Annotated in this window: 19 protein-coding genes; 13 read left to right on the top strand and 6 right to left on the bottom strand. The window is 62.4% G+C overall.

The window, feature by feature from the left end; genetic code table 11:
* Positions 1 to 146 precede the first annotated feature (146 nt).
* The gene (recA, locus tag ACP7DE_RS09360; RefSeq protein WP_426071846.1) at positions 147 to 1,253 is read right to left on the bottom strand and encodes a recombinase RecA; all 1,107 of its coding nucleotides are present in this window, start codon (positions 1,251 to 1,253) and stop codon (positions 147 to 149) included.
* Positions 1,254 to 1,494: 241 nt separating this feature from the next.
* Here recA and ACP7DE_RS09355 point away from each other — a divergent pair, with 241 nt between their 5' ends.
* The 5 genes from ACP7DE_RS09355 to ACP7DE_RS09335 all read left to right on the top strand — a co-directional run bounded on the left by ACP7DE_RS09355 (position 1,495) and on the right by ACP7DE_RS09335 (position 7,460).
* Positions 1,495 to 2,229 (top strand): response regulator, encoded by a 735-nt coding sequence (locus ACP7DE_RS09355; protein ID WP_426071845.1) that lies wholly within the window; start codon positions 1,495 to 1,497, stop codon positions 2,227 to 2,229.
* Complete coding sequence (locus tag ACP7DE_RS09350; RefSeq protein WP_426071844.1) at positions 2,226 to 3,764, top strand: sensor histidine kinase N-terminal domain-containing protein; 1,539 nt, start codon at positions 2,226 to 2,228, stop codon at positions 3,762 to 3,764. Before ACP7DE_RS09355 ends, ACP7DE_RS09350 begins: the two co-directional genes overlap by 4 nt.
* Positions 3,757 to 4,071 (top strand): DUF4212 domain-containing protein, encoded by a 315-nt coding sequence (locus tag ACP7DE_RS09345; RefSeq protein ID WP_426071843.1) that lies wholly within the window; start codon positions 3,757 to 3,759, stop codon positions 4,069 to 4,071. Before ACP7DE_RS09350 ends, ACP7DE_RS09345 begins: the two co-directional genes overlap by 8 nt.
* Positions 4,068 to 6,116 (top strand): sodium:solute symporter family protein, encoded by a 2,049-nt coding sequence (locus ACP7DE_RS09340; RefSeq protein WP_426071842.1) that lies wholly within the window; start codon positions 4,068 to 4,070, stop codon positions 6,114 to 6,116. Before ACP7DE_RS09345 ends, ACP7DE_RS09340 begins: the two co-directional genes overlap by 4 nt.
* Before the next feature lie 117 nt (positions 6,117 to 6,233).
* A complete protein-coding gene (locus ACP7DE_RS09335; RefSeq protein ID WP_426071841.1) occupies positions 6,234 to 7,460 on the top strand; it encodes a 6-phosphofructokinase in 1,227 nt (408 codons plus the stop codon).
* Here the strand turns inward: ACP7DE_RS09335 and ACP7DE_RS09330 are convergent.
* Entirely contained in the window at positions 7,457 to 8,305 is an 849-nt protein-coding gene (locus tag ACP7DE_RS09330; protein ID WP_426071840.1) for an IclR family transcriptional regulator, read from the bottom strand. The genes ACP7DE_RS09335 and ACP7DE_RS09330 overlap by 4 nt on opposite strands.
* Before the next feature lie 163 nt (positions 8,306 to 8,468).
* Between ACP7DE_RS09330 and ACP7DE_RS09325 the strand changes: the two genes are divergently transcribed.
* A complete protein-coding gene (locus ACP7DE_RS09325; RefSeq protein WP_426071839.1) occupies positions 8,469 to 10,085 on the top strand; it encodes a GMC family oxidoreductase in 1,617 nt (538 codons plus the stop codon).
* A 126-nt stretch (positions 10,086 to 10,211) separates the two neighbouring features.
* A complete protein-coding gene (locus ACP7DE_RS09320) occupies positions 10,212 to 11,543 on the top strand; it encodes an MFS transporter (RefSeq protein WP_426071838.1) in 1,332 nt (443 codons plus the stop codon).
* A gap of 67 nt (positions 11,544 to 11,610) precedes the next feature.
* Here ACP7DE_RS09320 and purM read toward each other — a convergent pair whose 3' ends face one another.
* On the bottom strand, positions 11,611 to 12,654 hold the full coding sequence (gene purM, locus ACP7DE_RS09315) for a phosphoribosylformylglycinamidine cyclo-ligase (protein ID WP_426071837.1): 1,044 nt from the start codon (positions 12,652 to 12,654) through the stop codon (positions 11,611 to 11,613).
* Positions 12,655 to 12,842: 188 nt separating this feature from the next.
* Between purM and ACP7DE_RS09310 the strand changes: the two genes are divergently transcribed.
* The 6 genes from ACP7DE_RS09310 (at position 12,843) to panB (ending at position 18,218) form a co-directional block, all read left to right on the top strand.
* Entirely contained in the window at positions 12,843 to 13,925 is a 1,083-nt protein-coding gene (locus tag ACP7DE_RS09310) for an AI-2E family transporter (protein ID WP_426071836.1), read from the top strand.
* 99 nt (positions 13,926 to 14,024) lie between these two features.
* A complete protein-coding gene (hda, locus tag ACP7DE_RS09305; protein ID WP_034788687.1) occupies positions 14,025 to 14,693 on the top strand; it encodes a DnaA regulatory inactivator Hda in 669 nt (222 codons plus the stop codon).
* Positions 14,693 to 15,364, top strand: a complete 672-nt coding sequence (locus tag ACP7DE_RS09300; protein WP_426072168.1) for an HAD family hydrolase — start codon at positions 14,693 to 14,695, stop codon at positions 15,362 to 15,364. The genes hda and ACP7DE_RS09300 overlap by 1 nt, the downstream gene beginning before the upstream one ends.
* Positions 15,357 to 16,733 carry a polynucleotide adenylyltransferase PcnB gene (gene pcnB / locus ACP7DE_RS09295; protein WP_426071835.1) on the top strand — a complete coding sequence of 459 codons (1,377 nt, stop codon included), beginning with the start codon at positions 15,357 to 15,359 and terminating at the stop codon, positions 16,731 to 16,733. Before ACP7DE_RS09300 ends, pcnB begins: the two co-directional genes overlap by 8 nt.
* A gap of 8 nt (positions 16,734 to 16,741) precedes the next feature.
* On the top strand, positions 16,742 to 17,221 hold the full coding sequence (folK, locus tag ACP7DE_RS09290; RefSeq protein ID WP_426071834.1) for a 2-amino-4-hydroxy-6-hydroxymethyldihydropteridine diphosphokinase: 480 nt from the start codon (positions 16,742 to 16,744) through the stop codon (positions 17,219 to 17,221).
* Positions 17,222 to 17,342: 121 nt separating this feature from the next.
* On the top strand, positions 17,343 to 18,218 hold the full coding sequence (gene panB / locus ACP7DE_RS09285) for a 3-methyl-2-oxobutanoate hydroxymethyltransferase (RefSeq protein ID WP_426071833.1): 876 nt from the start codon (positions 17,343 to 17,345) through the stop codon (positions 18,216 to 18,218).
* 54 nt (positions 18,219 to 18,272) lie between these two features.
* On the opposite strand, the gene ACP7DE_RS09280 is transcribed toward panB, so the two are convergent.
* Genes ACP7DE_RS09280 through ACP7DE_RS09270 form a run of 3 tightly spaced genes read right to left on the bottom strand, consistent with a single transcriptional unit; the run spans position 18,273 to position 21,580 of the window.
* Positions 18,273 to 19,760 (bottom strand): aldehyde dehydrogenase, encoded by a 1,488-nt coding sequence (locus ACP7DE_RS09280; protein WP_426071832.1) that lies wholly within the window; start codon positions 19,758 to 19,760, stop codon positions 18,273 to 18,275.
* 36 nt (positions 19,761 to 19,796) lie between these two features.
* Complete coding sequence (locus ACP7DE_RS09275; protein ID WP_426071831.1) at positions 19,797 to 20,642, bottom strand: ABC transporter permease; 846 nt, start codon at positions 20,640 to 20,642, stop codon at positions 19,797 to 19,799.
* Complete coding sequence (locus ACP7DE_RS09270) at positions 20,639 to 21,580, bottom strand: ABC transporter permease subunit (protein ID WP_426071830.1); 942 nt, start codon at positions 21,578 to 21,580, stop codon at positions 20,639 to 20,641. Before ACP7DE_RS09270 ends, ACP7DE_RS09275 begins: the two co-directional genes overlap by 4 nt.
* Positions 21,581 to 21,585 lie beyond the last annotated feature (5 nt).

Here is a 21,585-nt window from a genome sequence, read left to right as displayed (position 1 = left end):
GCCGCCTGGCGCATGGGCGCGAGGCGGCATTCATTGTAGATCTTTTGCGCAGCAAGCCACGGCGCAACCGCCCGCAGCCTGCTGCGGGCAAGGCCAGCCGAAACTGGCCGTGCCGCAACAGCTGACTAGCCTGCTGATTTGCCAGCTTACTCGGCGAGCTTGGCTTCCGCAGCCTTGGCAGCCTTGTCAGCGGCTTTATCCGCTTTTTCCGGCTTTTCAGCAGCCAGCGGTGGCAGTTCGCGCACGCCCAGCGAAGCGCGGACCTTGTTTTCGATCTCGCGGGCCAGCGCCGGACGCTCTTGCAGGAAGGCACGGGCGTTGTCCTTGCCTTGGCCGATGCGTTCGCCGTTGTAGCTGTACCACGAACCGGATTTTTCCACGATCTTGGCATCTGAGCCCAGATCCAGGATTTCGCCTTCGCGCGAGGTGCCGGCGCCGTACAGGATGTCGAAGTGCGCTTCCTTGAACGGTGGCGCGATCTTGTTCTTGACGACCTTGACTTTGGTTTCGTTGCCGATCACTTCATCGCCAGACTTGATCGAACCGGTGCGGCGGATATCCAGGCGCACGGAGGCGTAGAATTTCAGCGCATTGCCGCCCGTGGTGGTTTCCGGGCTGCCGAACATCACGCCGATTTTCATGCGGATCTGATTGATGAAGATGACCAGGGTATTCGTGCGGTTGATAGAACCGGTCAGTTTGCGCAGGGCTTGCGACATCAGGCGCGCTTGCAAGCCTGGCAGGGAATCGCCCATGTCGCCTTCGATCTCGGCGCGTGGCGTCAGTGCGGCTACGGAGTCGATGACGACGAGGTCGACACTGCCCGAACGCACGAGGGCGTCGCAGATTTCCAGCGCCTGCTCACCCGTGTCCGGTTGCGAGATCAGCAATTCGTGCAGGTTCACGCCCAGCTTTTGCGCGTAACCGACGTCCAGCGCGTGCTCGGCATCGATAAAGGCGCAAGTGCCGCCCAGTTTTTGCATTTCAGCAATGGTTTGCAGGGTCAGGGTGGTTTTACCCGACGATTCCGGACCGTAGATTTCCACCACGCGGCCGCGCGGCAAGCCGCCCACGCCCAGCGCGATATCGAGGCCGAGCGAACCGGTCGACACGACTTGCACTTCTTCGATCACCGCGCTGGCATCCATGCGCATGACCGAACCTTTGCCAAACTGCTTCTCGATCTGCGCCAGTGCGGCGGCGAGCGCCTTGGCTTTTTCCGATGCGGGTACTACAGCTTTTTTATCGTCCATATGTTCTTTCAGCCGTTCTACAGTTGCGAATCCATTTGAATCCTGCAGCCTGCGATAGCGCCAGTGGGTTAAATTCTTTACACAGACAGTACTGTATAAAAAAACAGTGATCAATGCAAGCGGAACGTGGATTTGTTTTGAAACAGATCAATACAAGCCTGGTTTTTCACAAAAACTCGCTACCTTGCGGAAAATGAAACACAATACAAACTTCTACCGCCGCAAGCATAGGAAGTGCACCATGCGTATTTTACTTGCCGAAGACGACAGCGTGCTGGCCGATGGCCTGACCCGCTCGCTGCGCCAGTCCGGTTATGCGATCGACTACGTCCAGACCGGCCAGGAGGCCGACACGGCCCTGTCCACCCAGGAATTCGACCTGCTGATTCTCGACCTTGGCCTGCCAAAGATGTCCGGCCTGGAGGTGCTGCGCCGCCTGCGCGCGCGCGCCTCGCTGCTGCCGGTGCTGATCCTGACGGCCGCCGATTCCATCGAACAACGCGTGAATGGCCTCGACCTGGGTGCCGATGATTATATGGCCAAGCCGTTCGCCCTGTCGGAACTGGAGGCAAGAGTGCGTGCCCTGACGCGCCGCGGCGCCGGCGGTGGCGCCACCGTCATCAAACACGGCCCCCTCAGCTACGACCAGGTGGGGCGCAGCGCCTACATCAACGACCAGATGCTCGACCTGTCGGCGCGCGAACTGGGCTTGCTGGAAATCTTGCTGGGCCGGACCGGCCGCCTCGTCTCGAAAGAACAGCTGGTCGACCACCTGTGCGAATGGGGCGAAGAAGTGTCGAACAACGCCATCGAAGTGTATGTGCACCGTTTGCGCAAGAAGATCGAGGTGGGCGGCGTGCGCATCGCCACCGTGCGCGGCCTCGGCTATTGCCTGGAAAAATACTCGGAAGCGGCGCGCCTGAACGCCGAAGCGGGCGAGTCAGCAAGCCCGGCCAGCGGACCCGCCAGCAAGTGAAGGCGCGCGAAGCGCCAGCGGACGAGGCGGACGACGACGACTGGTTCGAGCCGCCCACCACGGAGCAGGATGACACCATCGAGCATTCGCTGTTTGGCGAAATCCTCGACTGGATGCTGGCGCCCTTGCTGCTGCTATGGCCGATGAGCATCGCCATCACCTATCTGGTGGCCAAGGGCATCGCCAATCAACCGTTCGACCATGCGCTGGAAGACAGCGTGACCGTGCTGACGCAACAGGTCAAGCAAGCCGACGGCGCGATGCTGCGCCGCGTGCCGGATAAGAACAGCAGTAACAAGGGCCGCGACTTCCTGCGCGGCGACGATGTCGACACCCTGTATTACCTGGTGGTGGGCGGGCACGGCGAATACCTCGACGGCGACCGCGACTTGCCGCCGCCGCAAGACCCCGACAAATACCGCAGCGGCATGGTGCTGTTTCGCAACGACACCATCCACGGCACGCCCGTGCGCGTGGCGTTCAGCTATCTCGACATGCCGTCCAGTACCGACGACGAACCGGGCCGCGCGCTGGTGCAAGTGGCCGAGACGCTGGAAAAGCGTGCCCAGCTGGCCAATGAAATCATCAAGGGCGTGATCTTGCCGCAATTCATCATCCTGCCCGTGATCCTGGCCCTGGTCTGGTTTGCCCTGGCGCGCGGCCTGTCGCCGCTGGCGCAATTGCAGGAGCGCATACGCGCGCGACCGCCCGACGACCTCTCCCCCATCGAATCGGGCCAGGTGCCCGAGGAAATCACGCCACTGGTCGGTTCGCTCAACGAGATGCTCGCGCGGCTATCTCTATCGATCGACATGCAGAAACGCTTCATCGCCGATGCCGCGCACCAGATGAAAACGCCGCTGGCCGGCATGCGCATGCAATCCGAGCTGGCCCTGCGCCAGACCGACCACGACGAGATTCACCGCTCGCTGCTGCAGTTGGCGAAAAGTTCGGAAGCGGCCACGCGCCTGGTCAACCAACTGCTGGCCCTGGCACGCGCGGAAAACCAGCCGCAGGCGGGCACGGCGTTCGAACCGATCGAGCTGAGCGAACTGGCGCGCGACGTGGTGCAGGACTGGGTGCAAGCTTCGTTTGCCCAGCATATCGACCTGGGGTTCGAACAGCCAGCGTATTCGATCATGATTTCCGGCAATGCCATGATGCTGCGTGAACTGCTGAGTAATCTGATCGACAATGCCCTGCGCTACACGCCGGCTGGCGGCAGCGTCACAGTGCGCGTGCGCAGCACCCTGGAACTGGCCATCCTGGAAGTGGAGGATACAGGCCCCGGCATACCGCCGGCCGAGCGGGCGCATGTGTTCGAACGCTTTTACCGTATTCTCGGCAGCAATGTCGACGGCAGCGGACTGGGCCTGGCCATCGTGCGTGAAATTGCTCAGCAACATGGTGCCGAAGTCGATATTGTTAACAATCCGCGCGCGCAGTCGCCGAAGTTGCCGGGCACCCTGCTGCGCCTGAGCGTCGCCCTGCTGCTGCCCGACGTGCCGGAAGAGGATGACATCACGTATGGATAAGCCGAGCACAACCGTTCTCCCGGCACGGCCGGTGCGTACGCCCAGCCCCGAACTGCAGGCGCGCCGTGATGTCCACTGGCACAAAACGCGGCGCCTGACGGCCATCCTGCTGCTGATCTGGCTGCTGACGGGCTTTCTGACCGTGTTTTATGCGCGCGAACTGTTGCATCTGAATCTGTTCGGCTGGCCGTTGCCTTTCTACATGGCGGCCCAGGGCGCCTCGCTGGTCTACCTGGCCATCATCGCCTTCTATGCCTGGCGCATGCGGCGCCTGGACCGGGCTTTTCATGCCGAGGAGCAAGCATGAGCGGCCAGCGCAGCTTCTTTGCCCGGCTGAGCCGCTACTACCTGCTGTTTACCGCCGGTTTTGCCGCCTTCCTGCTGGCGCTGGCGGTGCTGGAACAGGAAGGCATGCCGCGCGCGTGGATCGGCTACCTGTTCATGCTGGTCACCATCACCCTGTACGCCACCATCGGCGTCATCAGCCGCACCTCGAACGTCACCGAATACTATGTGGCAGGGCGCCGGGTGCCGGCCATGTTCAACGGCATGGCCACGGCCGCCGACTGGATTTCGGCCGCCAGCTTCATCAGCCTGGCCGGGGGCCTGTACCTGAACGGTTTCGACGGCCTGGCCTTCATCATGGGCTGGACGGGCGGCTATTGCCTGGTGGCGCTATTGATCGCCCCCTATTTGCGCAAGTTCAGCCAGTACACGATTCCCGATTTCCTCGCCGCCCGCTACGGCAGCGGCACCGACAAGCGCGGCGCCAGCGTGCGCGTGGTGGCCGTGGCCGCCACCATCATCGTGTCATTTACGTATGTGGTGGCGCAGATCTATGCCGTCGGCCTGATCGCCTCGCGCTTCACGGGCGTGGATTTTTCCGTCGGCATCTTCCTGGGCCTAGCCAGTATCCTGGTCTGCTCCTTTCTTGGCGGCATGCGCGCCATCACCTGGACGCAGGTGGCGCAGTACATCATCATCCTGGTCGCCTTTCTGATTCCCGCCATATGGCTGTCGGTCAAACACGCGGACAATCCCGTGCCGCAGATCGCCTACGGCAAGGTGTTGCCGCAACTGAGCGCGCGCGAACACGTGCTGGAAACGGACCCGAAAGAAAACGAAGTGCGCGCCATCTTCCGTCAGCGCGCGCACAGCTACCAGGCGCGCATCGCCGGCTTGCCCGGTTCCTGGGAGCAAGGCCGCCTGACGGCCCAGCGCCAGCTTGATAGTTTGCGCCAGCGCAATACTTCGCTGTTTGACATCCGCAACGCGGAGCGCTACCTGATTGCCTATCCGAAAAGCCCGGACGAGGCACGCGTGCTGTGGCAGGCGGCGCAGGTGCAGAATCAAAAACGCGCCGAACCGATCATTCCGCACGCGCAGCCGTTTCCCGCCGCGGACCGCGAGCAGTCCGACATCAAGCGCAACAATTTCCTGGCCCTCGTGTTTTGCATGATGCTGGGCACGGCCGCCCTGCCGCATATCCTGATGCGATCCTACACCACGCCCTCCGTGCACGAAACGCGCGTGTCCGTCTTCTGGACCCTGTTTTTCATCTTGTTGATCTACCTCACGATTCCCGCGCTGGCCGTGCTGGTCAAGTACGATATTTACTCGGCACTGGTAGGCACGCAATACACGAACCTGCCCACCTGGGTGTCGTACTGGGCCAATGTGGACAAGCTCAGCCCCCTGATCAGCATCGTCGACGTCAACCGCGACGGCATCGTGCAACTGGCGGAAATTTCCATCGACGCCGACGTGCTGGTGCTGGCCACGCCCGAGATCGCCGGTCTGCCTTATGTGATTTCCGGACTGGTGGCGGCCGGCGGCCTGGCCGCCGCCCTGTCGACGGCGGACGGCTTGCTGCTGGCCATTTCCAATGCCCTGTCGCACGACATCTATTACAAGGTGGTCGATCCCAGCGCCTCGACGCAAAAGCGCGTGACGATTTCAAAATTGCTGCTGCTGGCCGTGGCTTTCATCGCCGCCTATGCGGCCTCGCAAAAGCCGGCCGATATCCTGTCGTTGGTGGGTGTGGCGTTTTCCCTGGCCGCCTCGACCCTGTTCCCGCCGCTGGTGCTGGGCGTCTTCTGGAAACGCGCCAATTACCAGGGGGCGCTGGCCGGCATGCTGGCCGGCTTTGGCGTGTGCCTGTATTACATGTTGCACACCAGCACCATGCTGGGCGGCAATGCCAGCGGTCAATGGATGCATATCGCGCCCATTTCCGCCGGCATCTTCGGCGTGCCGGCCGGCCTGACCGCCGCCATCCTGGTCAGCTGGCTGACACCAGCGCCGGGACGCCGCAGCATGGGGCTGGTGGAACATATCCGGGCGCCGGAATAAGCGCGCAGCCAGGCCTGGGATGACGTGGAGAAATTGCTCGACCGAAATATCGAAAAAGGCAGCGCCCCGGCAAAAAAAGAGTAGGCTGGAGGGCCGTTCCATTTACCAGGAAATCCCATGCCGTCTGGAAAAATTCTTGTTGCCCAGGGAGGCGGCCCGACCGCCGTCATCAACCAGTCGCTGGTGGGCGTGGTGCTCGAATCGCGGCGCTTCCAGCACGTCACGCGCGTGTATGGCGCACTGCACGGCGTGCGCGGCATCGTCAATGAAGAGTTCGTCGATCTGACGCAGGAAACCAGCCACAACCTGGAACTGGTGGCCGCCACGCCCTCGTCGGCGCTCGGCTCGACGCGCGACAAGCCCGATATTGCCTACTGCCATCAAATCTTCGAAGTGCTGCGCGCGCACGAGATCGAACACTTCTTTTACATCGGCGGCAATGACTCGTCCGACACTGTGCGCATCGTCAGCGAGGAAGCGCACAAGGCCGGCTATCCGCTGCGCTGCATCCACATCCCGAAAACCATCGACAACGACCTGGTCGGTAGCGACCACACACCGGGCTTTCCCTCGGCCGCGCGTTTCGTCGCGCAAGCGTTCGCAGGCGCCAACCTCGACAATGCAGCCTTGCCCGGCGTCTACGTGGGCGTGGTGATGGGTCGCCACGCGGGCTTTTTGACGGCCGCCTCGGCGCTGGGCAAGAAGTTCCCCGACGATGGCCCGCACCTGATCTACTTGCCCGAACGCGTCTTCGTGTTGGAAAAATTCCTCGCTGACGTGAAGGCCACGTATGAAAAATACGGCCGCTGCGTGATCGCCGTCTCGGAAGGCATCCACGACGCCTCGGGCGAACCGATCGCCAGCCTGCTGGCCAAACAGGTGGGCGATGAGGTGGAACGCGATGCGCACGGCAATGTGCAATTGTCGGGCACGGGCGCGCTGGCCGACCTGCTGTGCGACGAAATCAAGGCAAAGCTCGGCATCAAGCGCGTGCGCGGCGATACCTTCGGCTATTTGCAGCGCTCCTTCATCGGCTGCGTCTCTGACGTCGACCAGCGCGAAGCGCGAGAAGTGGGTGAGAAGGCAGTGCAATTCGCCATGTGGGGCGACCGCGATGGCTCTGTCGCCATCAAGCGCACGGGCTTTTATTCCGTCGACTACGAGCTGCTGCCCCTGACGGACGTGGCGGGCAAGACGCGCACCATGGAAGACGAATTCATCAGCGCCAGCGGCACGGACGTGACCGATGCCTTCCGGCTGTATCTGCGCCCGCTGCTGGGCTCGGGCATGCCGGACGCCTTCCGCCTGCGTGCCGCCAAAGTAGCGAAGGTCTTGAAACCTTAGCTGTTTTCCGCCAGCAATAGCGGCCGCAACTTGCCGGCCGCTTCTTTCAACTGCGGCACGTGCTGCATCAGCTGCTCCACGCATTTGCGCGCCACGGGCGCGTGGCAAGCGACGGCCGCCACGATGCGCCCGTCGGCCGCGCAGATGGGCACGGCCACGGCCACCATGCCGTGCACGAATTCCTCGTCATCGATGCCGATGCCCAGGCGGGCGATGCGCACGATCTCGCGTTCCAGCAGCACGGGATCGGTGATGCTTTTCGGCGTGCGCGCCTCTAGACTCAGCATGGCCAGCAATGCGCGCCGCTCCAGCAAATTCATGTGCGCCAAAAACAGCTTGCCGCTGGCCGTGCAATGCATGGGCGCGCGCGTGCCCAGCACCAGATGCAGGCGCAGCGGTTCCTGCGTTTCCACCCGGTCCACATACACGATCGCATTGCCCTCGGGAATGGCGAGGTTGCACGTCTCGCCCGTGGCAGCCACCAGGCTGCCCAGGATGCTGCGGCTTACGCGGATCAGGGCATTGTTGCGCAGGGTGGCCAGCGCCAGGTTGGTTGACGCAGCACCGGGCACATAGCCGCGTCCCACGGGCGTGCGCAGCACATAACCATGTTGCTCCAGCGTATCGAGCAAACGCATCATGCTGGCCTTGGGCACCTGCATGCGCGCGGCCAGTTGCGACAAGGTCAAGGGCTGGCTGGCGCTGGCCAGATGCTCGATCAGGCGCAGCACGCGCAAGCCCCGCGCCTCGTCGCCATGGCTGGCCGCCGCATTGGCAGCCACCGCGCTACCCGCCGAGCTGTCTTCTTCGGCCCCGGCCTGCCGTTTTTGAAACGCATCATGCATGTTCTGTTTCACCTCTCGCGTATGCGGATGTTTCCGCTTGTCCCGGTGCTGCACGTCTTTTATAAATGGAACCAGACGTTCCACAAATAATCAATAGAGATCAGTGTATCGCAAAAAACGCCCGCCGAGGCGGCGCGATACCGCAACGCAGGAGACAACAGCAATGTTACAAACACACTACGATTACATCGTCGTCGGCGCCGGTTCCGCCGGCTGCGTGCTGGCCAACCGCCTGTCGCACGACAGCAGCAACAAAGTGCTTCTGCTGGAAGCGGGCGGCAAGGACAACAATCCATGGATACACGTGCCGGTCGGCTATTTCAAGACCATGCACGATCCCAAGCTGGACTGGTGCTACCGCACGGAAGCGGACGCCGGCATCGCCGGGCGCCAGTTGCAATGGCCGCGCGGCAAGGTACTGGGCGGCTCCAGCTCGCTCAACGGCTTGCTGTACGTGCGCGGCCAGAAAGAAGATTACGACCGCTGGGCCGAACTGGGCAATGCTGGCTGGAGCTATGCCGAGGTGCTGCCCTATTTCAAGAAATCGGAAGACCAGGAGCGCGGTGCCAGCGACTACCACGGCGTGGGCGGTCCCTTGAAAGTGTCGGACCTGCGGCTGCGCCGTCCCATCGCGGAACACTTCATCGCCGGCGCCACGGAAAGCGGCATCCCCTTCAATGCCGATTACAACGGCGCCACGCAGGAAGGCGTCGGCTACTTCCAGCAAACAGCCAGCAAGGGCTTGCGCTGGAGCACGGCGAAGGCCTTTTTGCGCCCGGCCCGCAAACGCGCGAACCTGCGCGTGGAAGTGCGCGCGCAAATCACGCGCGTACTGTTCGAAGGCAAGCGCGCCGTCGGCATCGAATACCGGCAGGATGGCCAGCTGCGCCAGGCGCGCGCCAGCGGCGAAGTGATTTTATGCGCAGGCGCCATCGGCTCGCCGCACATCCTGCAATGCTCGGGCGTCGGTCCGCGCGCGCTGCTCGCCGATGTAGGTGTGCCGCTGGTACACGACTTGCCCGGCGTGGGGCAGAACCTGCAAGACCACCTGCAAATCCGCCTGGTCTTCAAGACGCGCCTGAAAACCCTGAACGATGAAGTCAACAGCCTGTGGGGCAAGCTGTGGGTGGGCATGCAATATGTGTTTTCCCGCTCCGGACCTTTGACGTTGGCGGCCAGCCAGGTGACGGTGTTTACCAAATCCTCGCCCGAAGTGGAGCGGCCCGACATCCAATTCCACATGCAGCCACTAAGCGCCGACAAGCCGGGCGAAGGCGCGCATCCGTTTTCCGCCTTCACGTCGTCCGTGTGCCAGCTGCGCCCGTACAGTCGCGGCCACGTGTCGATCAAGTCCGCCGATCCCCTGGTCTATCCGGGCATTCATCCGAACTACCTGTCCGACCCGCGCGACCAGCAGACGGCGATCGCCGCCCTGCGCGTGGCGCGCCGGATCGCCGCCGCGCCGTCGCTGGCGCCGCACATCATTTCCGAGTTCGTGCCCGGCCCGCAGTTCGAGACGGATGCGCAGCTCCTGGACGCGGCGCGGCGCTTCAGCCAGTCGATCTACCACCCCAGCGGCACTTGCAAGATGGGGCATGACGCCATGGCCGTCGTCGATGAGCGCCTGCGCGTGCACGGCATGCAGAACCTGCGCGTGGTCGATGCGTCGATCATGCCGGAAATCGTCTCGGGCAATACGAACGCCCCCACCATCATGATCGCCGAAAAAGCGGCCGACATGATCCTGATGGATGCCGTGCGCCTGCCGCAAGCGGCTTGACCCACCCATCCCATTCCCTGCAAGGAGGATGCCAGCGGCGGGCAGACGGCCCCGCCTCCATTTAATGGCGACAAGCCAAGCACCAGAAAAAAACACATAATCGATATCGATTGGAGACTAGATATTATGGATAACAATCCGAGCAATCCGAAAAAAGCCAAAGAGCTACGGAAAGTCGTGATGGCCAGCGTGATCGGCGCCACCATCGAATGGTATGACTTCTTCCTGTACGGCGTGGTCGCCGGCATCGTATTCAGCAAGCTGTATTTCCCGGGAGGCGATCCGCTCGTCTCGACCATGCTGGCCTACGGCACCTTCGCCGTGGGTTTTTTGTCGCGCCCCATCGGCGGCGTGATCTTCGGCCACTTCGGCGACAAGATCGGCCGCAAGAGCATGCTGGTGATGACCCTGATGATCATGGGCATTTCCACCTTCCTGATCGGCGTGCTGCCCACCTATGAGCACATCGACTACTGGGCGCCCGGCCTGCTGCTGTTCCTGCGCGTGCTGCAGGGCATCGGCCTCGGTGGCGAATGGGGTGGCGCCGTGCTGATGGCGTATGAATATGCGCCGCCGAAAGAGCGCGGCTTCTATGCCAGCCTGCCGCAGATCGGCCTGGCCATTGGCCTGTGCCTCGCGTCCGGCGTGGTGGCGATGCTCTCGTACAGCTTGAGCGATGCGCAATTCCTGTCCTGGGGCTGGCGCGTCGCCTTCATCCTGTCGGCCGCCCTCGTCTTCATCGGCATGTGGATACGCCTGAACGTGATGGAGACGCCGGAATTCCAAGCTGTGAAAGAGAAAAACGCGGAGACGCAGATTCCGTTCTTCGATCTCTTGAAACGCTATCCGGGCAACGTCTTGAAGGGCATGGGCGCGCGCTATATCGACGGCGTATTCTTCAATATCTTCGGCGTGTTTTCCATCACTTATCTGACCAACACCATCAAGATAGATCGCACGGAAGCGCTGATGGGCGTGATGGCGGCGGCTGTCGTGATGTGCTTTTGCATCCCCTTCTTCGGCCGGCTGTCGGACCGCATCGGCCGCAGCAAGGTATTTTTCTGGGGTTCGCTGATCACGGGCGTGTCGTCGATTCCCGCCTTCTGGATCATGCTCCATCACGCCGACAATCCGCTGCTGTTGTGGTGTTCCGTGATCATCCCGCTGGGCGTGCTGTATTCAGCCGTGTACGGCCCGGAAGCGGCCCTGTTCTGCGACCTGTTCGACGCCAAGGTGCGCTACACGGGCATCTCCTTCGTGTACCAGTTCTCCGGCATCTTCGCCAGCGGCCTGACGCCCATCATCGCCACCTACCTGCTCAAGACGGGCAAGGGCGAGCCGTGGCACATCGTCGGCTACATCCTGTTCGCCTCCCTCGTCTCGGCCGTCAGCGTGGCCATGATCGGCAGGGGCGGCTCGCAGCCGGACGGCCGCATGAAGCCGGCGCACGCGCGCTAGGCGACATCCGGGCGTTAAAAAAGGCAGGCCTCTCGCAAGTGCCTGCCTTTTCTATGCGTGCTAAAACTTAGATCACGATGGTCTGGTGCTCGTCGCCGTTACGCGCGCGGATGGTGCCGATGCGCGAGACGCTTTCACCGGCCGCTTGCAACTGGGCGATGGCGGCTTCCGCGTTTTCCTGCGAGACGATGACGGTCATGCCGATGCCGCAGTTGAAGACGCGGTGCATCTCGGCGTCAGCCACGCCGCCGTGCTGTTGCAGCCACGTGAACAGCGGCGGCATGGTCCATGCCTTCGAATCCAGCTCGGCCACCAGGCCAGGCTGCAGCACGCGCGGGATGTTTTCCACCAGGCCGCCACCGGTGATGTGCACCATGCCTTTGACTTCCATTGCGTCCATCAGCGCCAGCAGCGGCTTGACGTAGATGCGCGTCGGCTGCATCAGCACGTCGGCCAGCTTGCGGCCATGGAAGTCGCCTTCCAGGTCCGGTTTCGCCACTTCGATGATCTTGCGCACCAACGAATAACCGTTCGAGTGCACGCCCGACGAGGCCAGGCCCAGCACCACGTCGCCCGGGGCAATCTTGGTGCCGTCGATGATTTTCGATTTTTCCACGGCGCCGACGGCAAAACCTGCCAAGTCGTATTCGCCGGCCGGGTACATGCTCGGCATTTCCGCCGTTTCGCCGCCGATCAGCGCGCAGCCCGCTTGTTCGCAACCCTGGGCGATGCCCTTGATGACGTCGGTGGCGATGGCCACGTCCAGCTTGCCGCAAGCGAAGTAGTCGAGGAAGAACAACGGCTCGGCGCCTTGCACCAGGATGTCGTTGACGCTCATGGCGACCAGGTCGATGCCGACCGTGTCATGGCGGTTCAGTTCGAACGCCAGGCGCAATTTGGTGCCCACGCCGTCGGTGCCCGAGACCAGCACAGGTTCCTTGTACTTCTTGCTGATTTCAAACATGGCGCCAAAACCGCCCAGGCCGCCCATCACGCCTTCGCGCAGGGTGCGCTTGGCAAACGGCTTGATTGCTTCGACTAAAGCGTCACCTGCGTCGATATCGACGCCAGCGTCACGGTAGGAAAGGGAAACATTAGAAGTCTGGTTCATGGTGTGGTGGCAGCGGAGGCGGTAAAATAGAAGGCGGATACCCGCCGGCACGCGCGCGCAAGTATGTTTTTCAACATCGTGCGCCAGGGCGCCAGCGGGTGAATTCGGTCGATCAAGTCGCTATTTTATCAAACTGCCCCGCAATTTCGTAATTAACTGCCTTTTTTTAACGCAACAGCACAAACTACATGCCATTCGCCATCACCGCAGAACAGAAGCAAACAGCATTTTGGATCGCGGTCTGGCTGGCATTCTTGCTGCTGCTCGTCAGCCTCGGCCCCATCCTGACGCCCTTCCTGGCCGCCGCCATCCTCGCCTATGTGCTCAATCCCGGCGTGGACCGATTGCAACGCCTGCATTACAAGCGCTTTTACGTGCCCCGTCCGCTGGCCGTGCTGGTCGTCGTGGTGTTGTTTTTCCTCGCCATTACGGCGCTGGTGCTGATTGTCGTGCCGGTATTGCAAAAGGAAATTCCCTTGCTGCAGGCGCAAATCCCGCAGTTCCTGAGCAAGGCGAACGACTTCCTGGCGCCAAAACTGCGCGACCTGGGCATCCGCGTGCGTCTTGATGGCACGGGCATCAAACGCATGCTGAGCCAGCAAATGGCCACCAGCGGCGATGAAATCTGGAGCACCGTGCTGGCTTCGGCACGCATCGGCGGCACGGCCGTGCTGGGCTGGCTGGCCACCGTGGTGCTGATTCCCGTGGTGCTGTTCTACCTGTTGCTGGACTGGCATCCGATGCTGGCGCGCATCGCCGGCACCGTGCCGCGCCGCTGGGTGGGTCGCACGGTGGGCATGGCGCAGGAAGTCGATACCCTGCTGGCGCAATACCTGCGCGGCCAGTTGCTCGTCATGCTGGTGCTGGCCACGTATTACTCGGTGGCGCTGGCCATCGCCGGTTTTGAAGTGGCATTGCCTGTCGGCATCATCACGGGCTTGCTGGTGTTCATCCCCTACCTGGGCTTCGGCCTGGGGCTGATGCTGGCGCTGATCGCCGCCCTGCTGCAATTTGCCGACTGGAGCGGCGTGATCGCCGTGGCCGTCATCTATGGCTGCGGCCAGGTCATCGAGGGCTTTTTCCTCACGCCGCGCCTGGTGGGCGAGCGCATCGGCCTGAACCCGCTGGCAGTGATCTTCGCCTTATTGGCTTTCGGGCAATTGTTTGGTTTCGTCGGCGTTTTGCTCGCTTTACCCGCTTCTGCCGTCCTGATGGTCGCTTTTAAGCATCTAAGACGCCACTACCTGTCCAGCACCTTCTATAATGCATGATAGGGTACCCGATACGGCTACAATGTGAAACTAACAACAAACTAACAATAGCGACGACGACGCATACGCAGTAATGAAAAACAGGACAAGGCGTACGCCATGAAACAACTGGTGCTCGATTTAGGCACAGACCAGGCGCACAGCCTCGATACCTTCGAGGTGGGACAGAATGCCGAAGTGGCGCAGCTGATGCGCCAGTTCGCCGCGCGCACCTCGCGCGAACATTTTGCCTACCTGTGGGGCGAACTGGCCGCCGGCAAGAGCCATCTGCTCAAGGCCCTGGCCAGCACTGAGCGCGCGCGCTATATTTCGCCATTCTCGATCGAGTCCGAATTCGTGTATTCGCCTGACGTGGATTTGTACCTGCTCGACGATTGCGAAAAGCTGTCGCCGCTGGCGCAGATCGATGCCTTTGCCTTGTTCAATGAAATCCGCGCCAACAAGGCCTACATGGTGTGCAGCGGCGCCGTGCCGCCGGCCGTGTTGCCCGTGCGCGAAGACTTGCGCACACGCATGGGCTGGGGTCTGATCTATCAAATCCACGGCTTGACCGACGATGAAAAAATCGCCGCCCTGACCCAGGCGGCCACCACCCGCGGCTTGACCTTATCGCCGGGCGTGTTACCCTATCTGCTGTCCCATTTCCGGCGCGACATGCGTTCGCTGTCGACGATGCTGGACTCTCTCGACCTCTACTCCCTTGAAACCCAACGCCCGATCACCTTGCCATTGTTGCGCGAGTTGCTGCAGGCGGAAGCGAAAGAATGATGAATCTGGCCCTGTTTGACCTCGACCACACCCTGCTGCCCATCGACTCGGATCACGAGTGGGGCGAATTCCTGGTACGCATCGGTGCCGTGGACGCCGCCGAATTCACCCGCCGCAACGACGAATTTTTCGCGCAATACCAGGCCGGCACGCTCGATCCGGTGGAATACCTGGAGTTTTCCCTCGGCACGCTGGCGCAGTTCCCGCGCGAACGCCTGGAAGCGCTGCACCAGCAATTCATGGCCGAAGTGGTCTTGCCCGCAATCCGCCCGGAAGTCGTGGCCTTGCTGAAGCAGCACCAGGATGCGGGCGATTTGCTGGCCATCGTCACGGCCACCAACCATTTCATCACCAAGCCCATCGCCGATGCGCTGGGTGTCGAGCACCTGCTGGCCGCCATGCCCGAATACGACGCCAAAGGCAATGTCACGGGCAAGCTGCTGGGCACGCCGACCCTGGGCGCGGGCAAGCTGACCCACACCCACGCCTGGCTGGAAAAGATGGGCAAGGAGCTGGGGCAGTTCGAGCGCAGCTATTTTTACAGCGATTCACACAACGACATTCCCTTGCTGTCGGTCGTTACCCACCCTGTAGCGACCAACCCCAACACCGCTTTGAGCGCACACGCATCCCTCCACGGCTGGCCATCACTCCACTTATTCAATGATTAAAAAATTCATCCGCAAGATCCTCGGCGTTAAAAAAGAGGCAGCGCGCGACACCACGGCAGCCATCGTGCTCGGTCCTGCGCAACACGGAATCGACCCGAAACTGGTGTCGTCGAATGCCATCCGCGTCACCAGCAGCCTGCAGGAAGCGGGTTTCGAAGCCTTTGTCGTCGGCGGCGCCGTGCGCGACCTGCTGCTGGGCGTGAAGCCGAAAGACTTCGATATCGCCACCAACGCCACGCCGGAACAGGTCAAACGATTGTTCCGCCGCGCCTTCATCATCGGCAAGCGCTTCCAGATCGTGCACGTGATGTTCGGCCAGGATTTGCTGGAAGTGACGACCTTCCGCGGCGCCGGTGCCGACTCCGCGCCCAAGGATGAACATGGCCGCGTCCTGCGCGACAATACCTTTGGCTTGCAGCACGAAGATGCGCTGCGCCGCGACTTCACCATCAACGCCATGTACTACAACCCGGCCACGCAGGAAGTGCTGGATTACCATGGCGGTGTGGAAGACATCCGCGCCAAGACCCTGCGCATGATTGGCAAGCCGGAAGAGCGCTACCGCGAAGACCCCGTGCGCATGCTGCGCGTGGTGCGCTTTGCCGCCAAGCTGAAATTCACCATCGAGCCGCACACGGCCGCGCCGATTCCCATCATGGCGCCGCTGATCAACAACGTGCCCGCGCCGCGCGTGTTCGACGAAATGCTGAAACTTCTGATGAGCGGCCACGCGCTGGCCTGCCTGCAGCAGCTGCGCAAGGAAGGCTTGCATCACGGCTTGCTGCCGCTGCTCGACGTAGTGCTGGAACAGCCGCTGGGCGCGAAATTCGTCACCCTGGCGCTGGATGCCACGGATCAACGCATCGCCGCCGGCAAGACCGTCTCGCCGGGCTTTCTGTTTGCCTCGCTGCTGTGGCACCAGGTGTTGGAAAAATGGACGGCCTACCGCGCCGCCGGCGAGTCGACCATCCCCGCGCTGCACCTGGCGGCCGACGACGTGCTCGACTCGCAAACGGAAAAGCTGGCCCTGCAGCGCAAGATCGGCTCCGACATGCGCGACATCTGGTCGATGCAACCGCGCTTCGAGCGCCGCGTGGGCAAGGCGCCGCATAAACTGCTGGAACACCTGCGCTTCCGCGCCGGCTACGACTTTCTGCTGCTGCGCTGCGCCTCGGGCGAGATCGATACCGAGATCGGCGAGTGGTGGACAGCCTTCTACGAGGGCGACGAGGAAACGCGCGAAGCGTTGCTCGTCAGCGCCAATGCGGCACCGGGCGCCGCCAAGAAAAAACGCCCGCCACGCCGCAGCACGCGCAGCAAGACTGGCAACGGCACGGGCAGCACCAGCGGCAGCACCGGCGAGGATTGAACGCAGCCATGCAGCAAGTGATCGCTTACATCGGCATCGGGGCGAACCTGGGCGACGCGCGCGCGAATGTGCAGGATGCCATTGCGCGCCTGGCGCGCCTGCCCGGCGCCAGCTTGCTGGACGCATCGGCCAGCTACCGCACGGCGCCCATAGCCTCGAGCGGTGACGACTACATCAACGCGGTGGCGCGCATCACGACCACCTTGCCGGCCGAAGAACTGCTGCAGGCTCTGCACGCCATCGAGGCGGCGCATGGGCGCGAACGGCCCTACCGCAACGCCCCGCGCACGCTGGACCTGGACTTGCTGCTGTACGGCGATGAACAGATCGCCAGCCCTACCTTGACGGTACCGCATCCGCGCCTGACAGAACGGGCCTTCGTGCTGATACCGCTGCTGGCCCTGGCGCCCGCCATCGTCGTGCCCGGACTCGGGCCGGCGCAGGACTACCTGGCAAGCGTCGCTGACCAGGCCATCAGCCAGCTCTGACCCCAGCTCTGCCCCATCTCGCTCCCATCCTCTACAATGCCGCTCCTGCAGCACGCCGCATAAAGTACTACACTAGCGGCGTCGCAATCGCATCACCCCCCTTTCACTCTAGAGAATACCTATGTCCGCTTATTTGCAAGGAACAGATCTGGCCGCAAAAGACAAGGCCGCCACACCGGCGCCGGCGCCATCCAAGCCTGTCGCCAACAAGGCCGTGACCATCCACACGCTGGCCACGCTGCGCGCCGCCCGTGAAAAGATCTCCATGCTGACCTGCTATGACGCCAGTTTCGCGTCGCTGATGGACCGCTGCGGCGTCGAGATCCTGCTGATCGGCGATTCGCTCGGCATGGTCTGCAATGGCCACAACTCCACCCTGCCCGTCACCATGGCCGAACTGGCTTACCACACGGCGTCCGTGGCGCGCGGCGCCAAGTCGGCCATGATCATGTCCGACCTCCCGTTCGGTGCGTATGGCACGCCCGAAACGGCCTACGCAAATGCAGTCATCCTGATGCAGGCAGGCGCGCACATGGTCAAGATCGAAGGCGGTGCCTGGCTGGCCGAGACCGTCCGTTTCCTCACCGAGCGCGGCATCCCCATCTGCGCCCACATCGGCTTGACGCCGCAATCGGTGCACCAGCTGGGCGGTTATAAAGTGCAGGGCAAGAGCACGGAAAGCGCTGCACAGCTGAAAAACGACGCACTGGTGCTGCAAAACGCGGGCGCCGCCATCGTGCTGATGGAAGCCATGCCGTCGCAACTGGGCAAGGAAGTGACCGACATGCTGACGATACCCACCATCGGCATCGGCGCCGGTCCCGACTGCTCGGGCCAGGTCCTCGTCATGCACGACATGCTGGGCGTGTTCCCAGGCCGCAAGGCGCGCTTCGTGCGCAACTTCATGGAAGGCGCGGCCAGCATCGACGATGCCGTCACCGGCTTTGTGAAAGCCGTCAAGGATGGCAGCTTCCCGGCGCTGGAACACTGCTTCTGATGTCGTTCTGCCTGTCGGCTTGCGCGCAGAGCGCCAGGCCGACAGCGCTTCGTTTTATCCCACCTGTATCCACGTCGTCTTCAGCTCCGTGTACTTGTCTAACGCGTGCAATGACTTGTCGCGCCCGTTGCCCGACTGCTTGTAGCCGCCGAACGGCACGGTGATGTCGTCGCCATCGTACTGGTTGACGTGCACGGTGCCGGCGCGCAGGGCGCGCGCCGTCTGGATCGCCTTGCTAATGTCGGACGTCCACACGGCTGCCTGCAAGCCGTACGGCGTGGCGTTGGCCTGTTTCACGGCGTCGGCAAGGTCCGTGAAGCCCAGCACGGACAAGACAGGCCCAAAGATCTCTTCGCGCGCTATCGTCATGTCGGCGTCCACGCCGAAGATGGTCGGCTGCACATAATAGCCGCCCGTCTGCGCGCGCACGGCTTCGCCTCCGCCGAGCAGCTGTGCGCCTTCGCTCTTGCCGGCCGCGATATAGGCCATCACCGTGTTCATCTGCGTGGCATCGACGATGGCGCCCATGACGGTGGCTTCGTCGAGCGGGTCACCGGGCTGGAAGCGCGGCAGCATGGCCAGCGCTTTGGCCAGGAATTCCTGCTTGATCGATTCTTCCACGAACAGACGCGAGGGCGCGTTGCAGCTTTCGCCCTGGTTGAAGAAGATGGAACCGACGGCGGCCGCCACGGCCTTGTCCAGGTCCGGGCAATCGGCGCAGACGATGTTGGCGGACTTGCCACCCAATTCCGTCCACGCCCGCTTCAGGTTCGACTGGCCCGCCATCTGCACGATCAACTTGCCCGTGCGCGTGGAACCCGTAAAGCCGATGCAATCGACATCCATGTGCAGCGCCAGCGCGGCGCCAGCTTCGTTGCCGTAACCTGGCAGCACGTTGAAGACGCCCGGCGGCACGCCCGCTTCCAGCGCGATGTCGGCCAGGCGCAGGGCCGTCAGCGGCGATTTTTCCGACGGTTTCAATATCACGCTGTTGCCGGCCGCGAGAGCGGGCGCGATCTTCCACGCGGCCATGATCATCGGGTAATTCCACGGCACGATGGCGGCGACGACGCCGACCGGCTCGCGCGTGATCAGGGCCAGGCTGTTGGCGGGAGTCGGTGCGATTTCATCGTAGACCTTGTCGATCGCCTCGCCATACCAGCGCAGGCAGTTGGCGGTGGCGCCCACGTCCACGCTCTGGCTGTACTTGATCGGCTTACCCATGTCCAGGGTTTCCAGCAAGGCCAGCTCGGGACCGTATTGCTGCACCAGATCGGCGAACTTGATCAATATCCGCTTGCGCTGCGCGGGCGATTTACCGGCCCAGCGGCGGTCCTCAAAGGCGGCGCGCGCGGCCAGCACGGCCGTGTCCACATCCACGCCATCGCAGCGGGCCACTTGCCCCAGCAAGCGCCCATCAATGGGCGACAAATTGTCGAAAGTCTGGCCGGACCTGGCCCAGGCGCGCTCGCCGTTGATGAGGGCGCGTCCATCGATCGTGAGCGCTGCGGCCCGCGCATGCCAGTTGGTGTTTTCCGTCATGGTCGTCTCCTGCAAGGTGAAAACGCCAGCTTACTCCTAGTCTGGCGAATAGGCCGCAGACATCTGCTTGCGGCGTTTCCGGTCGGCGCGCGCCAGCAACACGGCATACGCGATCACGGCGAGCGTCACCACCAGGATGGTCAGCGCGGCGATGGCATTCACGCGCGGGTCGAGCCCCAGGCGCGCGCGCGAGAAGATCACCAGCGGCATGGTCGTCGAACCGGGGCCGGACAAAAAGGCCGACATCACCACGTCGTCCAGCGACAGAGTAAATGTCAGCAGCCAGGCCGAGGCCAGGGCCTGCGTGATGTTGGGTAGCGTCACGAGGAAGAAGACCTGGTGCGCGCGGCAGCCCAGGTCCATCGCCGCTTCGGCCAACGATTTACTCATTTCCTGCAGGCGCGACTGCACCACCACGGCCGCATACGCCATGCCCAGCAGGGTATGCCCCAGCCAGATGGTCAGCACGCCCCGCTCGGGAAAACCAAAGACCTTTTGCATGGACACCAGCATCAGCAGCAAGGAGAGGCCGATGATCACTTCCGGCATCACCAAAGGCGCGCTGACCATGGATGAAAATAGGGTGCGGCCGCGGAAACGCTGGTAATTGGTCAGCGCGAAGGCGGCGAAGGTGCCGAGGATGACGGACGAGGTGGCCGACATGAAGGCGATCTTCAGGGACAAACCAAAACCCGAGATGATTTCCGTATCGCTCATCAACTCGCTGTACCAGCGCAGCGAAAAACCGCTCCACACCATGTCCTGGCGCGAGCTGTTGAACGAAAAGACGATCAGCACGATGATGGGCAGGTACAGGAACAAATAGCCCAGCGAGAGCCAGCCGCGCCCGAACCAGCGCTGCAGGAAGGTACGTCCGTTCATGTGCGCTCCTCCGCGTCCTGGTCGGTCTTGTATTTGTTAAAAATGGCCATCGGCACGAGGATCAGCAAGACCACCAGTACCGTCACCGACGACGCCATGGCCCAGTCGTTATTCGTGAAATATTCATCCCATAGCACACGGCCGATCATCAGCGTTTCCGGGCCGCCCAGCAGCTCGGGAATCACATATTCACCCACGGACGGAATGAACACCAGCATGGCGCCGGCGATGATGCCCGACTTCGACAGGGGCACCGTGATGCGCCAGAATGCCTGCAAAGGCGTGGCGCCCAGATCGGCCGCCGCTTCCAGGTAGCGCATGTCCATCTTTACCAGGTTGGCATACAGAGGCAATATCATGAAGGGCAGATAGGCGTACACCATGCCGACCACCAGCGAAAACGAGGTGTTCATCATGTGCAGCGGTTCCTGCACGATGCCCAGCGCGATCAGCAAATCGTTGAGCAAGCCGTGGTTGGCCAGGATGCCCTTCCACGCATACACGCGCAGCAGGAACGAGGTCCAGAACGGCAGCATTACCAGCATCATCAGCACGGGCCGGATGGACGGCCTGGCGCGCGCCATGAAGTAGGCGAACGGGTAGCCGATGAACAGACAGATGGCCGTGGTAATCGCCGCATATTTCAAGGAACTGAGATAGGTGAGCAAATACAGTTCATCGGCGGCGATGAACAGGTAATTGGCGATTTTGACCTTCAGCACGACGATGCCGTCGACATACGACAGCAAGCCGCCAAAGGGGCTGCCCGCCGTGTCCATGTCGGACAGGCTGATGCGCAGCACGATCAGGAAAGGCACGAGGAAGGCGGCTGTCAGGAACAAGGAAGGCACGGCGATGACGGCGTTGCGGGCCGCATTTCTCCCCGTTATCCAGCGCAGGGTGACAAGGTTACGCAGCGATTGCAAGAGGGACGTCATGATGG

The organism is Janthinobacterium sp. DSP2-3-3, from assembly GCF_049897325.1.
Lineage (GTDB): Bacteria > Pseudomonadota > Gammaproteobacteria > Burkholderiales > Burkholderiaceae_D > Janthinobacterium.
The sequence above is the reverse complement of the archived record's forward strand: the minus strand, read 5'-3'. Positions and strand labels throughout refer to the sequence as shown.

Bases quoted from the DNA above. Each gene is read 5' to 3' on its own strand.
- recA (WP_426071846.1), bottom strand. From the start codon at position 1,253: ATGGACGATAAAAAAGCTGTAGTACCCGCATCGGAAAAAGCCAAGGCG.
- ACP7DE_RS09355 (WP_426071845.1), top strand. From the start codon at position 1,495: ATGCGTATTTTACTTGCCGAAGACGACAGCGTGCTGGCCGATGGCCTG.
- ACP7DE_RS09345 (WP_426071843.1), top strand. From the start codon at position 3,757: ATGGATAAGCCGAGCACAACCGTTCTCCCGGCACGGCCGGTGCGTACG.
- ACP7DE_RS09340 (WP_426071842.1), top strand. From the start codon at position 4,068: ATGAGCGGCCAGCGCAGCTTCTTTGCCCGGCTGAGCCGCTACTACCTG.
- ACP7DE_RS09335 (WP_426071841.1), top strand. From the start codon at position 6,234: ATGCCGTCTGGAAAAATTCTTGTTGCCCAGGGAGGCGGCCCGACCGCC.
- ACP7DE_RS09330 (WP_426071840.1), bottom strand. From the start codon at position 8,305: ATGCATGATGCGTTTCAAAAACGGCAGGCCGGGGCCGAAGAAGACAGC.
- ACP7DE_RS09325 (WP_426071839.1), top strand. From the start codon at position 8,469: ATGTTACAAACACACTACGATTACATCGTCGTCGGCGCCGGTTCCGCC.
- ACP7DE_RS09320 (WP_426071838.1), top strand. From the start codon at position 10,212: ATGGATAACAATCCGAGCAATCCGAAAAAAGCCAAAGAGCTACGGAAA.
- purM (WP_426071837.1), bottom strand. From the start codon at position 12,654: ATGAACCAGACTTCTAATGTTTCCCTTTCCTACCGTGACGCTGGCGTC.
- ACP7DE_RS09310 (WP_426071836.1), top strand. From the start codon at position 12,843: ATGCCATTCGCCATCACCGCAGAACAGAAGCAAACAGCATTTTGGATC.
- hda (WP_034788687.1), top strand. From the start codon at position 14,025: ATGAAACAACTGGTGCTCGATTTAGGCACAGACCAGGCGCACAGCCTC.
- ACP7DE_RS09300 (WP_426072168.1), top strand. From the start codon at position 14,693: ATGAATCTGGCCCTGTTTGACCTCGACCACACCCTGCTGCCCATCGAC.
- pcnB (WP_426071835.1), top strand. From the start codon at position 15,357: ATGATTAAAAAATTCATCCGCAAGATCCTCGGCGTTAAAAAAGAGGCA.
- folK (WP_426071834.1), top strand. From the start codon at position 16,742: ATGCAGCAAGTGATCGCTTACATCGGCATCGGGGCGAACCTGGGCGAC.
- panB (WP_426071833.1), top strand. From the start codon at position 17,343: ATGTCCGCTTATTTGCAAGGAACAGATCTGGCCGCAAAAGACAAGGCC.
- ACP7DE_RS09280 (WP_426071832.1), bottom strand. From the start codon at position 19,760: ATGACGGAAAACACCAACTGGCATGCGCGGGCCGCAGCGCTCACGATC.
- ACP7DE_RS09275 (WP_426071831.1), bottom strand. From the start codon at position 20,642: ATGAACGGACGTACCTTCCTGCAGCGCTGGTTCGGGCGCGGCTGGCTC.
- ACP7DE_RS09270 (WP_426071830.1), bottom strand. From the start codon at position 21,580: ATGACGTCCCTCTTGCAATCGCTGCGTAACCTTGTCACCCTGCGCTGG.